Consider the following 14,376-nt stretch of genomic DNA (forward strand, 5'->3'; position numbering starts at 1 on the left):
TGTCTCCCGACAGGCGCCAAGCCAGCTGGCACAAGGGATTGCGACAGGCCTCGTTGCAGCTGTAACGGTGTATTGCGGCACCGCATCAACTGTGGTCTAGTCGATCATCCGGTGACCTCTTCGAAACGCTCCACGGATCGAGCGGTGCAACGTCGTCGCCGCTCTCCCAAGATCGCAAAGAGGCAGACATGGCCCCCCGCACTCGCCAAGGGCTCAACGACTACGGTCTCTACAACAGCGCGCGCGACGAACGCGACGCCTGTGGTTTTGGCATGGTCGCCCAGCTGGACGACCAACCTTCCCGTTCGCTGGTAGACACCGCGATTGCGGCGCTCTCGCGCATGACCCACCGCGGCGGTGTGGCGGCCGACGGGCTCACCGGCGATGGCTGCGGCCTGCTGATCCGCAAACCCGATGCATTCCTGCGCGGGCTGGCCCGCGATGCCGGCATCCCACTGGGCACGCGCTATGCGGCCGGTGTGGTGTTCCTGCCGCTGGACGAGGCCGAGGCAGCGCGCTGTCGCACCGAACTGGAAGCGCAGCTGCACACTGCCGGCGTGCAGTTCCGCGGCTGGCGCGTGGTGCCCACCGACGACAGCGTGTGCGGCCAGCTGGCGCGCGACACCCTGCCACGCATCGAACAGGTGTTTGTCGATGCCGGTGCCGAACAGACCGAAGACGGCTTCACCCTGGCGCTGTTTCTGGCGCGCCGCCGCGCCGAGCAGGCGCTGCGCGAGGTGGAGAACTTCTATGTCACCACGCTCTCGCCCAACGGCATCAGCTACAAGGGCATGGTGCTGCCGGACAAGCTGAGCACGTTCTATCCGGACCTGCAGCGCAGCGATCTGTCGTCCAGCGCGATCGTGTTTCACCAGCGCTTTTCCACCAACACGCTGCCGCGCTGGCCGCTGGCGCATCCGTTCCGCCTGCTCGCGCACAACGGCGAAATCAACACCATCGAGGGCAACCGCCGCTGGGCGCAGGCGCGCAGCAAGGTGTGGCAGACCCCGCGCTTCGATATCGCCGAGTTCGATCCGGTGATCTCCATGCACGGTTCGGACTCGCAGAGCCTGGACAACATGCTGGAGCTGCTGATCGCCGGTGGCATGGACCTGCTGCAGGCGCTGCGCATCCTGGTGCCGCCGGCGACCCAGTCGCTGGAGTTCAAGGACGCCGATCTGGCTGCGTTCTACGAGTTCTACGGCCTCAACACCGAGCCGTGGGACGGCCCGGCCGGCATCGTGGCCTGCGACAGCCGCTATGCCGCCTGCATGCTCGACCGCAACGGCCTGCGCCCCGCGCGCTGGATGCTGACCTCCGACCGCCACTTCCTGGTGGCCTCCGAGGCCGGCGTGTGGGAGCTGCCGGCCGAGCGCATCACCCGCAAGGGCAAGCTGGGCCCGGGCGAGATGATGGCGATCGATCTCAAGCGCGGCGACCTGCTCGATTCCGATGCCATCGACCGCATCAACCGCGCACGTGCGCCGTACAAGCAATGGCTGCAGCAGGGCGTGACCTATCTGCAGACCGAGCTGATCGACCCCTCGCTGGTGGAAGAACCCTTCAGCGAGCAAACCCTGCGCAGCTACCACAAGCTGTTCCAGCTCAGCACCGAGGAAGTGGAGCAGATCCTGCGCCCGCTGGCCGAGACCGAGCAGGAAGCCACCGGCTCGATGGGCGACGACACCCCGATGGCGGTGCTCAGCCGCCAGACCCGGCCGCTGTACGACTACTTCCGCCAGGCGTTCGCGCAGGTCACCAACCCGCCGATCGACCCGCTGCGCGAAGGCATCGCGATGTCGCTCACCACCCAGCTCGGCAAGGAGACCAACATCTTCCATGCCGGTGCGGAGACGGTGAACCACGTCATCCTGAATTCGCCGGTGCTCAGCCAGCGCAAGCTGCGCCAGCTGCTGAAGATGGAGCAGTACGTCGCCCGCAATCGCCTGATCGACCTGTCCTACAGCGTCGAAGAAGGGCTGAAGGCCGGCCTGGAGCGCATCTGCCAGGAAGTGGAAGCCGCCGCCCGCGACGGCGCGGTGATGCTGCTGCTGTCCGACCGCTACCCGGTGCCGGACCGGCCGATGGCGCATGCGCTGCTGGCCACCGGCGCGGTGCATCACCACCTGTGCAAGGTGGGCCTGCGCTGCGACGTCAACCTGATCATCGAAACCGGCACCGCGCGCGATGCGCACCACATGGCCTGCCTGCTCGGCTTCGGCGCCACCGCGGTGTACCCGTATCTGGCCTACCAGACCCTGTTCGATCTGGGCCGGCGCGGCATCCTGCAGCTGAGCAAGGGTGGCGAGCAGTCGCAGATCGGCCGCCGCTACCGCAAGGGCATCTACAAGGGCCTGTCCAAGATCATCTCCAAGATGGGCATCTGCACCATCGCCAGCTACCGTGGCGCGCAGTTGTTCGAGATCGTCGGGCTGGACCCGGACGTGGTGGAGCTGTGCTTTGCCGACACCCCCGCACGCATCGGTGGCGTCAATCTGGGGCGGCTGGACACCGAGGCGCGCGAGCTCACCGCACGCGCCTGGAACGACCAGCTCAAGCCGGAAGTGGGCGGCCTGCTCAAGTACGTGCACGGCGGCGAGTACCACATGTACAACCCCGACGTGGTCATGACGCTGCAGCGCGCCACCCGTACCGGCGATGCTGACGACTGGCAAAAATACGTGGACGCGGTGCATTCGCGCCCGGCCTCCACGCTGCGCGATCTGGTCCAGCTCAAGCGTGCCGACACCCCCACCCCGCTGGACGAGGTGGCCCCGGCCGAAGATGTGTTGCGTCGCTTCGACACCGCCGCGATCAGCCTGGGCGCGTTGTCGCCCGAGGCGCACGAAGCGCTGGCCATTGCGATGAACCGCCTGGGCGGGCGCAGCAATTCCGGCGAAGGCGGCGAAGACCCGGCCCGCTATGGCACCGAGAAGCGCTCCAAGATCAAGCAGGTGGCCTCCGGCCGCTTTGGCGTGACCCCGGAATACCTGGTCAACGCCGAAGTACTGCAGATCAAGGTTGCCCAGGGCGCCAAGCCCGGCGAAGGCGGCCAGCTGCCCGGCCACAAGGTCAACGAGCTGATCGCCCGCCTGCGCTATGCCAAACCCGGCATTGGCCTGATCAGCCCGCCGCCGCATCACGACATCTATTCGATCGAAGACCTGGCCCAGCTGATCTACGACCTCAAGCAGGTCAACCCGACCGCGCTGGTGTCGGTGAAGCTGGTCGCGCATGCCGGCGTCGGCACGATTGCCGCCGGCGTGGTCAAGGCCGGTGCCGATCTGATCACCGTGTCCGGCCATGACGGCGGCACCGGCGCCAGCCCGGTCAGCTCGATCCGCTATGCCGGCGTGCCGTGGGAACTGGGCGTGGCCGAGTCGCACCAGGCGCTGGTGGCCAACGACCTGCGCGAGCGCACCATCCTGCAGACCGACGGCGGCCTGAAGACTGGCCTGGATGTGGTCAAGGCCGCGCTGCTGGGCGCCGACAGCTTCGGCTTCGGCACCGCGCCGATGATCGTGCTGGGCTGCAAATACCTGCGCATCTGTCACCTCAACAACTGCGCCACCGGCGTGGCCACCCAGGACGAGCGCCTGCGTGCGAACTACTTCACCGGTCTGCCGGAGCGCGTGGAGCACTTCTTCCGCCTGCTGGCCGAAGAAGTGCGGCAGTGGTTGTCGTACCTGGGCGTGCGTTCGCTGGATGAGATCGTCGGCCGCACCGATCTGCTGGAACAGCTGGAGGTCTCCCCGCGCGCAGGCGTCAAGGTCGATCTGTCGCGCCTGCTCACCCATGCGCGCTACGACGGCAGCCATTGCGCCGCCCAACGCCTGTACGAATCGCCGGACAGCCTGGCCACGCAGATGGACGGCCTGCTTGCCGATGCCATCGCCAACAAGACCGGCGGCGACCATCGCTTCTTGATCCACAACACCGACCGTTCGATCGGTGCGCGCCTGTCCGGCACCATCGCGCGCGCGCACGGCAACCACGGCATGAGCGATGCGCCGTTGAACCTGCGCTTCCGCGGCACCGCCGGGCAGAGCTTCGGCGCGTTCAACGCCGGCGGCCTGCAACTGGAGCTGGAAGGCGAGGCGAACGACTACGTCGGCAAGGGCATGGCCGGCGGCCGGCTGGTGGTGCGTCCGCCGCGTGGCGCGCGCTTCGAGGCGCGCAGCACCCCGATCGTCGGCAACACCTGCCTGTACGGCGCCACCGGCGGCGAGCTGTTCGCCGCAGGCCGCGCCGGCGAGCGCTTTGCGGTGCGTAACTCCGGCGCGCTGGCGGTGGTGGAAGGCGCCGGCGACCATTGCTGCGAATACATGACCGACGGCGTGGTGCTGGTGCTGGGCAAGGTAGGCCTGAACTTCGGCGCCGGCTTCACCGGTGGCCTGGCCTACGTGCTGGATATCGAACGCGACTTCGTGGACCGCTACAACCACGAGCTGATCGACATCCACCGCGTCTCCGCCGAGGGCTTCGAGAACCACCGCCAGCATCTGCACACCCTGATCAGCCGCCACCGCGAGCTGACCGGCAGCATCTGGGCGCAGCAGATCCTGGACGAGTTCCGCGACTACATCGGCAAGTTCTGGCTGGTCAAACCCAAGGCCGCCAGCATCGAGTCGCTGACCGAGTCGCTGCGGCGCGCCGCCTGAGTTTTTGCACCCCTCTCCCGCCCGCGGGAGAGGGGCTGGGGGTGAGGGCAGTGGCCCGCAACCCTTATCCGCCCCTTAGGGCACCTTCTCCCTTACACGGAAGAAGGGAATCAGCCACGGATTTTCTTATGAGCCGCAAGCAAGCCTTCCAATTCCTCGACCTGCCGCGGACCATGCCCACCCGCATCCCGGTGGAACTGCGCACGTCCGGCGACTGGGGCGAGTTGTACGGCAAGTTCGACAAGGCCGACGCGCAGTACCAGTCCGGCCGCTGCCTGGACTGCGGCAACCCGTACTGCAGCTGGAAGTGCCCGGTGCACAATGCCATCCCGCAATGGCTGCAGCTGGTGCAGGAAAACCGCATCGAAGAAGCCGCCGCGCTGTGCCATTCCACCAACCCGCTGCCGGAAGTGTGCGGGCGCGTGTGTCCGCAAGACCGTCTGTGCGAAGGCAGCTGCACGCTGGAAGAATTCGGTGCGGTCACCATCGGCGCGGTGGAAAAGTACATCGTCGACACCGCCTTCAAGATGGGCTGGCGCCCGGACCTGGGCAACGTGCAGCCCACTGGCTGGCGCGTGGCGGTGATCGGCGCCGGCCCGGCCGGGCTGTCGTGCGCGGACAGGTTGGCGCGCGCCGGTATCGAAGCGGTGGTCTACGACCGCTACGAGCAGATCGGCGGGCTGCTGCAGTTCGGCATTCCCAGCTTCAAGCTGGACAAGTCGGTGATCGGCAAGCGTCGCGAGATCCTCGAAGGCATGGGCGTGCAATTCCGCTTGGGCGTGGAGATCGGCAAGGACGTCAGCATCGAGCAGTTGCTGGGCGAATACGATGCCGTGTTCCTGGGCACCGGCGCCTACCGCTACACCGATGGCGGCCTGCCCGGGCAGGACCTGAAGAATGTGCTGCCGGCGCTGCCGTTCCTGGTGCAGAACAGCCGCATCGTCAGCGGCAACGACCCGCACGGCCGCCCGATCGCCGGCTGGGAAGACCAGATGGCCCTGCCCGACCTCAACGGCAAGCGCGTGGTGGTGCTGGGCGGCGGCGACACCGGCATGGACTGCGTGCGTAGCGCCATCCGCCTGGGCGCGGCCAAGGTCACCTGCGCCTACCGCCGCGACGAAGCCAGCATGCCCGGCTCGGCGCGCGAAGTGGCCAACGCGCGCGAGGAAGGCGTGCGCTTCCTGTTCAACCGCCAGCCGCTGTCGATCGAATCCGGCGCCGACGACGAAGCCATTGGCGTCACCGTCGTGGAAACCAGACTCGGCGAACCCGATGCCAACGGGCGCCGCAACGCGGTGCCGGTGGAAGACAGCGAATCGCTGCTGGAAGCGGACGTGGTGATCATCGCCTTCGGCTTCTCCCCGACCCTGCCCGACTGGCTCGCCTCGCAAGGTGTGGAAGCTGGCAGCAACGGGCGCATCGTCGCTCCGGCCGATACCAACAACGGAGACCGCCTGCCCTACCAGACCACCAACCCGCGCCTGTTCGCCGGCGGCGACTGCGTGCGCGGCGCCGACCTGGTCGTGACGGCCGTGGCCGAAGGCCGCGATGCGGCGGCAAGCATCGTGCAGCTGCTGGGCGTCAAAGCGCAGGTCAAGGAGCCGGCTGCGGCTTGAGGCTGAGGGATACTAGGCCCCATGCTCAGGTCACTCTTTACCTGTTTGCTGATCTTCACTGCCGGTAGCGCTGCGGCGGCGCCGGCCGCCACATGCCAGGAATCGGACAACCTACGTCTTGATGGCTTGCCCCTTTCCACCTTGCAGATGGAAGAAATTGGTCTCAAGTACGCGGCTGCAAATACAAAGGCGCCGCAAGTGCCATTTGCTTATGGCAACAAAGAGTGGCTGTGGCTCAAGAAGCAGTACCGCTCCGGTGATTACTTCGTGGCTTATGAGCAGCTTTGGCCGGCGAGTGGGAAGCCGTTTGCCTGGGGGTACGCGCTTGTTCGAGGAAAATGTGTCCTTGGAGTGCTGAACACTCGAGTCTCATAGGCCTAACACCTCTTCTGATCGAAACGCGTTCGTGGCGCAATTTACTTCAGGGGCGGCTTCTACTCCGCGCTGCAATACCTGTTTCGCTCAGGTCGCTGTTGTGGATAATGCCCGTCGACGATTCGTCCGGTCGACGCTGTTTCGCGGGTTGGCTCAACTCAACTGCTGTGCCATGAGATCAACACGCTTTATGCGCAAATTCCTGAAGTACGGCACATTGACCTTCATGGTGTTTTGCACGCTTTTTGTCATTTTTGGTGTAGGTAGAGGCGTGGTAAACGGCTGGAAGAAATCGGCGGCAGAACGCCAATCAGCGGGGGGTATGCCACGAGATGTCTGGCTTTCGCGGTTCAAGTCTGTGGCGTTATCCGGTCTATGCACGGATTCTCCTTTGCAGCGGTCTTTGAATGGAAGTCGCCAGGACTGTCTCGTCGTCGTCGAGCCACTGTTTGAGCGCTGCGCCACGAGTAAGCTGATTGCGATTCCCGCCGTCATCGGTTCGCGCGAAGACGCACAGCGGTATGGCTCGCTCATGGGCGAGTGTATAGCGGCCAATCATTTCGGTGGCAGCCATCTGGACGCGTTCAACCGCTCATTGCAAATGACCAAGCAACCCTAGTCAGTGAACGACGCAATGACGTCGCCAAGCGTAGCCATGGCGTTAGGTGTTAAACCATCGTGGAAAGTATGTCGCTAAATTCCGTTTGGTTCTTCGCGGCAGTGTCGCCACTGATGATTTGGGCCGCGCATCGTTTTTTCTGGAGCAGACATGCACGGCCTAGCGTCCGTTCCCGTGTCGTACTCCGAGCCGTCTTGGCATTCAGCATGGGGGCAGCACCAGCATTGCTGGTCTGGAAAGCGCTGGTGACTGGTACGGTAGCGTGTCGCCGCTGTAGCGCCGGTTTTTATTCAATTTCTGATGCGGCGTTTGGTTACTGGTTTACTGTTTCAATTCTTTATTTCGCTGCAATCGCATCCTTGTCTGCCTTCGTTTTCAGTATCTCTTTCCTCGTAGGCGGATCGCGACATCTGACAAGACTCCGTCCAGACAGTAGGCGCAGCAAAACAGTTCGATGCACATAGGGGTTGGGACATTAATTTTTTTGCTGGTCGATAGCTCCGCGGGTGACACGACGGACCCAGCCACCGCTTGCGTCATACAACAACGCAAGCGGTGACTGACATCACAAGCTATTGCAACCGCAAATCAGGCCGCCTTATCCAGCGTGGCCATATCGATGACGAAGCGGTACTTCACGTCGCTCTTGAGCATGCGCTCGTAGGCCTCGTTGATCTGGTCGGCGCGGATGGTTTCGATGTCCGAGACGATGTTGTGCTTGGCGCAGAAGTCCAGCATTTCCTGGGTCTGGCGGATGCCGCCGATCAGCGAGCCGGCCAGGGTGCGGCGCTTCATCACCAGGTTGAACACGGCCGGCGACGGGTGCGATTCCTCGGGCACGCCCACCAGCACCATGGCGCCGTCGCGCTTGAGCGCATTGATGAACGGGTCCAGGTTATGCGGTGCGGCCACGGTGTTGAGGATGAAATCCAGGGTGTTGTACTGCGCCGCCATCTGCGCTTCGTCCTTGGAGATCACCACTTCGCTGGCGCCCAGGCGCATCGCATCGGCGCGCTTGTTCTCTGAGGTGGTGAACAGCACCACGGTGGCGCCCATCGCCTTGGCGATCTTCACACCCATGTGGCCCAGGCCACCCAGACCGACCACACCCACCTTCTGCCCCGGGCCCACCTTCCAGTGCGCCAGCGGCGAATAGGTGGTGATGCCGGCGCACAGCAGCGGCGCCACGGCGGCCAGGTTGTCGGTATGCGAGATGCGCAGCACGTACTTCTGGTCGACCACGATATGGTCGGAGTAACCGCCGTAGGTGTTCTCGCCGCCGCCGAACATCGGGCCGTTGTAGGTGCCGGTGAAGCCGGCTTCGCAGTACTGCTCCTCGCCTTCCTGGCAGGAGGCGCAGCTGCGGCAGCTGTCGACCATGCAACCAACGCCAGCCAGGTCGCCGACCTTGAAGCCGGTGACGGCGCTACCGACGGCGGTCACACGGCCGACGATCTCGTGGCCCGGTACCACCGGATACCGCGTGTTGTGCCATTCGTTGCGTGCGGTATGCAGGTCCGAGTGACACACGCCGCAATAGGCGATGTCGATCTGCACATCGTCAGGGCCAGGCGCGCGGCGTTCGAACGCGAACGGGGCAAGCGGCTGGTCGGCGGCTTGGGCGGCAAAGGCGTGGGCTTGGCTCATGGGAGGCTCCGGGCGTGATGTCATTCGCATATGCGAACAACAGAAGAAAATGGAAGCGGTAGCTTAAGACAGGGGCCCGTCGCGCTCCTGCGACAGTGCGTCTTGTGTGTCGTGTTGCGGACGCTACCGGAGCAGCATCATGCGCTGCGCAGGTGTTCGATCCCGATCAAATCCATGTTGCACGGCGTGAATGGGGCGCTAACGCCTGAGCTTCTAGGCTCATCAGGTACCCGATCGCCCTGCACCATCCCAGCTGGCCGTGCCCTCCCCCCGCGGCCACCCACGTCGATGCCGAAGGAGGCTTCCATGTTCCGCGCTCCCAAAAAATTCCCCAGTCTGCGTAGCGCTGCGCTCGCACTGACCTTGCTCGCAGCAATGCCGCTGGCGCACGCCAAAGAGCCCAATGGTCCGAAGAAGGAGTCCACTGGCCTGAAATATGTCGGCGTCAATCTGTCCGGCGCCGAGTTCAACTCGCGCAAGAAGCCCGGCACCTTGTTCAAGGACTACACCTACCCGGCCGCCTCGGATTTCAGCTATTTCGCCGGTAAGGGCATGAATACGATCCGCCTGCCGTTTCTTTGGGAGCGTCTGCAACCCGAGCTCAACGGCGAGCTGGATGCGGCGCAGTTGGGGCTGATCAAGAAATCGCTCGAAGCGGCCAAGGCGAACAAGCAGTTCCTGATCCTGGATCTGCACAACTACGCCAAATACAACGGCAAGCGCATCGGCACCGACGAGGTGCCCCCTGCCGCACTGGCCGATCTGTGGCGCCGGCTGGCGCTGGAGTTCAAGGACGACAAGGCGGTGATCTTCGGGCTGATGAATGAGCCCAACGGCATCTCCGCAACCGACTGGGCCACCGCTGCGCAAGGCGCGATCAACACGATCCGCAAGACCGGCGCTCGCAACCTGATCCTGGTGCCGGGCACCGCGTATACAGGCGCGCACAGCTGGCGCAGCAGCAGCTACGGTGTCTCCAACGCCAAGGCGCTGGCCATCCTCAAGGACCCCGGCAACAACCTGGCCTTCGAAGCGCACCAGTATCTGGACAACGACTACAGCGGCACCAAACCGCAATGCACCAGCGACAGCGTGGGCGAAGAAAAACTGCGCGGCTTTACCGACTGGCTGCGCGAGAACAAGCAGAAGGGCTTTCTGGGCGAATTCGGCACCGCCAACAATCCGGTCTGCGACAAGGCGCTGGAAGGCATGCTGACCTACATGGAAAAGAACAGCGACGTGTGGCTGGGCTGGACCTGGTGGGCCGCCGGCGCATGGTGGAAGCCGGATTACTTTTTCACCGTGCAACCGGGCAAGGACGGCAGCGACAAACCGCAGATCAGGATTCTGAGCAAGTACGCACGCCGCGCAGGCAAGCACTGACGGCAGCGGTCTAAATCAATAAGACACGGGCGACGCTGGTAGGTCGCCCGTTTTTTTTGCGTCGCGTTGCAGTGCTCATGGTTAGCGCTGGATATCGGGCGGGACTGCGGCTGATTGATGACAGCCATGCGGTGGACGAACGTTGGCGCGATATGGACCTCGCCACGCCGCTGCTGCAGGTCAGGTTTCGGTGGATGCAGCTGCCGTTGTCGCCGGGAGCGTTGTCTCGAAGATGGATGCACCGCCATCGACCACGATCATGGCAGTGGGTCGCGCGCTGCGCGCGCAAAGCACAATCGCCCTACTCCGTGCTACGCGATTGCAGTGCTCGGCGCATGCAGGCACGCATGCGTCCGCGCGTTGCGTCATGCGTGTCCGTGCACGCCAGCATTGGCGCAGTCGCTGTCATCGCATCAACGCCGATGCATTGATGCGACCAATACCATTGCGAAGTTGCAGCAGAGCCGCTGATTCAAGGCGTTCTGGCAACACGCGCAGTGCATCGACAAAAACAGCTCGCAACTGCGAAGCACTGCACAGCTTGATGCAGTGATACCTCGCATCCGTAGTTGCGCGCGGTAGATGCGCATAGGCTGAGGTCGATGCGTTGTGCTTGCGAACAACTGCGATGCAACGCATCTCCCCCCGTAGATGCTTCAGGAGTTCCCCATGTCCCCCTCCCCCACCTGGCCGCGCCAGCTGCTGTGCTGTGCGCTGGCCGTGCTGTTGCTGGCGGCGCTTCCGCGTGCGCAGGCACAAAGCGGTGCGCTGCGTCTTGCAGGTATCAATCTGTCCGGCGCAGAAATCGCCTCGGCAAAACGCCCCGGCGTCGTCAATGTCGATTATCGCTATCCAACTCCCGGCGAATACCAGCACTTCGCCAACACCGGCATGAACGTGGTACGCCTGCCCGTCTTGTGGGAGCGGCTGCAGCCCAAACCGCAAGGCCCACTGGACCCCGCACAACTTGCGCTGATCCGGCAGGCCGTGGCCAATGCCAAGGCAGCGAACATGGTGTTGATCGTGGATATCCACAACTACGCCAAGTACTACGGGCAGAAGATCGGCACCCCGCGCGTGCCGATCAGCACCTTCACCGATGTGTGGAAGCGGTTGGCGACGGCCTTCAAGAACGATAACGCGGTGATCTTCGGGCTGATGAACGAGCCCTACGACATTGCGCCGCAGAATTGGGCCGCCGCCGCACAGGCAGCGATCGACGGCATCCGCGCCACCGGCGCCAACAACCTCATCCTGGTACCCGGCGCGCTGTGGTCGGGTGCGCACAGTTGGTATTCCACCATCGCCGGGCAATCCAACGCGGTTGCGCTGGCCTCTCTCCGCGACCCGCTCAATCGGTACGCCATTGAGGTGCACCAGTATCTGGATACCGATTCCAGCGGCACCAGTGCCGGGTGTGTGAGCGCTACCATCGGTGCCGAACGCTTGCGCAGCTTTACCGGTTGGTTGCGTACCCAGCGCAAGCGTGGGTTCTTGGGCGAATTTGGCGCCTCAACCAACCCCACCTGCATGCGCGCGCTGGATGGCATGCTGCGGTATCTGGAGGCAAACCGCGATGTCTGGCTGGGTTCCAGCGCCTGGGCCGCCGGCGCCTGGTGGCGTGGCGATTACCCCTTTACGTTGCAGCCCGATCGCAATGGACGCGACAAACCGCAGCTGTCCATCCTGAGTGCGCACGCACGTCGCATCGCGCGCTGATTCAACCCTGCGTGCTTTGCCAGCGGTGCCGTTTTCGCGACGGCATCGCTTTTGTGGATATCGGAAATGACCGCGCCACCGAGATGGCGCCATGCAACTGGCACATTGCCAAATTCCGCCAGCATCTCGGCACATACCCGTGCGTATCGCGAGAATCACGGCTCTTTAGTGATAACCGATATGCACGCATAAACGTGCTCTTCCATATTAAGTGCGCAGTGGTTCGCACTTCTTACCGTATTCATTGATTTACCACTCTTTGGCACACGTGATGCATCGCAACACGCAGATGCAGCGCACCTTGCGCCGATCGCACGCCATTGGGGCGGCGACGCATCTTACCCGCCCAGGAGTTGCTTCATGTCACGTCCATCTTTTCCACTACGCCACCTTGCTGCGTGCGCCCTGTGTTTCATGTTGCTTGTCGGGACGTCGTGCGCGTACGCGCAGACACGCGCACTGACGCATGCCGGCGTCAATTTATCCGGTGCCGAATTTGCGTCATCCAAGAAACCCGGCGTGCTTAACAAAGACTATATGTACGCATCGGCCAACGATTACAGTTATTTTGCCGGCGTCGGAATGAATACGATCCGCTTGCCGATCTTGTGGGAGCGTCTGCAACCCAGTGCGCGCGGCGAGCTGGATCCGGTGCAGCTGGCCCTGGTGCAACAGGCGGTGGCGCGTGCCAAGGCCTCGGGCATGTATCTGGTCATCGATATTCACAATTACGCCAAATACTACGGTTACAGGATCGGCGGACCGGAAGTGCCGGTGGCCACCTTTACCGATCTATGGCGCCGTCTTGCAGTGGCATTCAATGGCGACAACACCGTGATCTTCGGGCTGATGAACGAGCCCAACAATATCTCGTCCAGCGAATGGGCCGGCACTGCGCAAGCGGCCATCGATGCGATTCGCAGGACCGGTGCCAACAATCTGATCCTGGTGCCCGGCGCCTTGTGGACGGGTGCGCACAGCTGGTATTCGCCCACCAGCGATGGCTACTCCAACGCCACTGCGCTGGCGGCCATCAATGACCCGCTCAACCGGTACGCATTCGAAGTGCATCAATATCTGGACGCCGATTCCAGCGGCACCAGCAGCGTCTGCGTCAGCTCCACCATCGGCGCCGAGCGTTTGCGCAATTTCACCGAATGGCTGCGCACCAATCGCAAACGTGGCTTTTTGGCCGAATTCGGTACTGCCAACAACCCTGTCTGCAATGAGGCGCTGCAAGGCATGCTCGGCTACATGGAAAGCAATGCGGACGTGTGGCTGGGTTGGACGTGGTGGGCGGCAGGTTCGTGGTGGAATCTCTCCTACGCCTACAACGTGCATCCGAACAAGGACGGCACCGACAAACCGCAGATGACGATCCTCTCGCCGCAGGCCGCAAGCGCAACCCGTACACCCGGCACCGCCGCTGCACGTCTAGCTGCACCTGCACCTGCAGCGCGCACCACGCGCTGAACACACGACACGACAAGCCGCCGCAAGGCGGCTTTTTTTATTGGATGACTTGAGCATCGTGGTCCACGTCTGCAATGCAATGCCGGCGCACTGGAATCAAAATGTAAATCCAACGTGCAGAAGCGATGAAGAGCGACCACGACTTTCAGTTAACTGAACTTTTCTAACTGAATTTTCCAGGTTTTCACCCAGCCACGATCCAAGGGCGGCGAGCATGGCGGCACTTCACAGCAGGAGCCTTCTCATGGCACATCGCATGATGACCACCGCATTGATCGGCGCGCTGACGCTTGTTTCGCATGGCGCGTTTGCGCAGGACGCCGCCAAGCCGGCCAAGGCGCTCACCTCCAACGAGGTGACCAGCATGTTGACCGCCAAGGGTTACACCAAGGTGCACGACGTCAAATTCGAGCACGGCGTGTGGACCGCCGATGCCCGCAGCGGCGATGGCAAGGATGTGGATGTCCACATCGATCCGGTCACGGGGCGCGTCTATGGCGACCAGACCGCATCGCGGCTGAGCGAAGCCGACGTCCGCGCGGCGCTGTCCACTGGCGGCTACGCAGACGTGCACGATCTCAAGTTCAAGGATGGCCTGTGGAAGGCCGATGCAAAGCACAACGGGCAGAAGGTCGAGTTGCACGTGGATCCCGACGATGGGCATGTGGTCAGCGTCGACAACGATTGAGTGCGCTTGAACGCGGGTGCATCGGGCGGGCAGGTCAGGGCGCTGGTTGAGATGCACAGTGAGCAGCAGTTGTAGCTAGCATCGAATCTGATGCGACATTTAGCGACGTCGCGGGGTCTGTTGGCCAACGCTCTATCGCCACCCACGAAACACGACTGACAACAAAGGGCCTCCAATCGGAGGCCCTTTGTCTTG

The 14,376-nt window shown here is 63.3% G+C and carries 9 protein-coding genes; 8 read left to right on the forward strand and 1 reads right to left on the reverse strand.

Translation table 11 applies throughout. The features are described from left to right. The first annotated feature begins 188 nt into the window (after window positions 1–188). From gltB to ABQU90_RS19665, 4 genes are all read left to right on the forward strand, one after another. On the forward strand, window positions 189–4,661 hold the full coding sequence (gene gltB, locus ABQU90_RS19650; RefSeq protein ID WP_115559389.1) for a glutamate synthase large subunit: 4,473 nt from the start codon (window positions 189–191) through the stop codon (window positions 4,659–4,661). Window positions 4,662–4,789: 128 nt separating this feature from the next. Further along, a complete protein-coding gene (locus ABQU90_RS19655; RefSeq protein ID WP_115552398.1) occupies window positions 4,790–6,277 on the forward strand; it encodes a glutamate synthase small subunit GltD family protein in 1,488 nt (495 codons plus the stop codon). 21 nt (window positions 6,278–6,298) lie between these two features. After that, a complete protein-coding gene (locus ABQU90_RS19660) occupies window positions 6,299–6,652 on the forward strand; it encodes a hypothetical protein (protein ID WP_323520831.1) in 354 nt (117 codons plus the stop codon). A gap of 190 nt (window positions 6,653–6,842) precedes the next feature. After that, entirely contained in the window at window positions 6,843–7,271 is a 429-nt protein-coding gene (locus ABQU90_RS19665; protein ID WP_323520830.1) for a hypothetical protein, read from the forward strand. Window positions 7,272–7,859: 588 nt separating this feature from the next. Here ABQU90_RS19665 and ABQU90_RS19670 read toward each other — a convergent pair. Continuing rightward, a complete protein-coding gene (locus tag ABQU90_RS19670) occupies window positions 7,860–8,918 on the reverse strand; it encodes an NAD(P)-dependent alcohol dehydrogenase (RefSeq protein ID WP_055852622.1) in 1,059 nt (352 codons plus the stop codon). Window positions 8,919–9,224: 306 nt separating this feature from the next. Here ABQU90_RS19670 and ABQU90_RS19675 point away from each other — a divergent pair, with 306 nt between their 5' ends. The 4 genes from ABQU90_RS19675 (at window position 9,225) to ABQU90_RS19690 (ending at window position 14,181) form a co-directional block, all read left to right on the forward strand. After that, on the forward strand, window positions 9,225–10,301 hold the full coding sequence (locus tag ABQU90_RS19675; protein ID WP_115559387.1) for a glycoside hydrolase family 5 protein: 1,077 nt from the start codon (window positions 9,225–9,227) through the stop codon (window positions 10,299–10,301). 669 nt (window positions 10,302–10,970) lie between these two features. After that, on the forward strand, window positions 10,971–12,020 hold the full coding sequence (locus tag ABQU90_RS19680; RefSeq protein WP_323520829.1) for a glycoside hydrolase family 5 protein: 1,050 nt from the start codon (window positions 10,971–10,973) through the stop codon (window positions 12,018–12,020). Window positions 12,021–12,380: 360 nt separating this feature from the next. Next, window positions 12,381–13,493 carry a glycoside hydrolase family 5 protein gene (locus ABQU90_RS19685; RefSeq protein ID WP_407078721.1) on the forward strand — a complete coding sequence of 371 codons (1,113 nt, stop codon included), beginning with the start codon at window positions 12,381–12,383 and terminating at the stop codon, window positions 13,491–13,493. A gap of 244 nt (window positions 13,494–13,737) precedes the next feature. After that, window positions 13,738–14,181 carry a PepSY domain-containing protein gene (locus ABQU90_RS19690; RefSeq protein ID WP_323519655.1) on the forward strand — a complete coding sequence of 148 codons (444 nt, stop codon included), beginning with the start codon at window positions 13,738–13,740 and terminating at the stop codon, window positions 14,179–14,181. Window positions 14,182–14,376 lie beyond the last annotated feature (195 nt).

The organism is Xanthomonas sp. WHRI 10207, assembly GCF_040202975.1.
Taxonomy (GTDB): domain Bacteria; phylum Pseudomonadota; class Gammaproteobacteria; order Xanthomonadales; family Xanthomonadaceae; genus Xanthomonas.

Coding starts and splice junctions, on each gene's coding strand:
- ABQU90_RS19660 (WP_323520831.1), top strand. CDS start 6,299: ATGCTCAGGTCACTCTTTACCTGTTTGCTGATCTTCACTGCCGGTAGC.
- ABQU90_RS19680 (WP_323520829.1), top strand. CDS start 10,971: ATGTCCCCCTCCCCCACCTGGCCGCGCCAGCTGCTGTGCTGTGCGCTG.
- ABQU90_RS19690 (WP_323519655.1), top strand. CDS start 13,738: ATGGCACATCGCATGATGACCACCGCATTGATCGGCGCGCTGACGCTT.
- ABQU90_RS19675 (WP_115559387.1), top strand. CDS start 9,225: ATGTTCCGCGCTCCCAAAAAATTCCCCAGTCTGCGTAGCGCTGCGCTC.
- ABQU90_RS19655 (WP_115552398.1), top strand. CDS start 4,790: ATGAGCCGCAAGCAAGCCTTCCAATTCCTCGACCTGCCGCGGACCATG.
- ABQU90_RS19665 (WP_323520830.1), top strand. CDS start 6,843: ATGCGCAAATTCCTGAAGTACGGCACATTGACCTTCATGGTGTTTTGC.
- ABQU90_RS19685 (WP_407078721.1), top strand. CDS start 12,381: ATGTCACGTCCATCTTTTCCACTACGCCACCTTGCTGCGTGCGCCCTG.
- ABQU90_RS19670 (WP_055852622.1), bottom strand. CDS start 8,918: ATGAGCCAAGCCCACGCCTTTGCCGCCCAAGCCGCCGACCAGCCGCTT.
- gltB (WP_115559389.1), top strand. CDS start 189: ATGGCCCCCCGCACTCGCCAAGGGCTCAACGACTACGGTCTCTACAAC.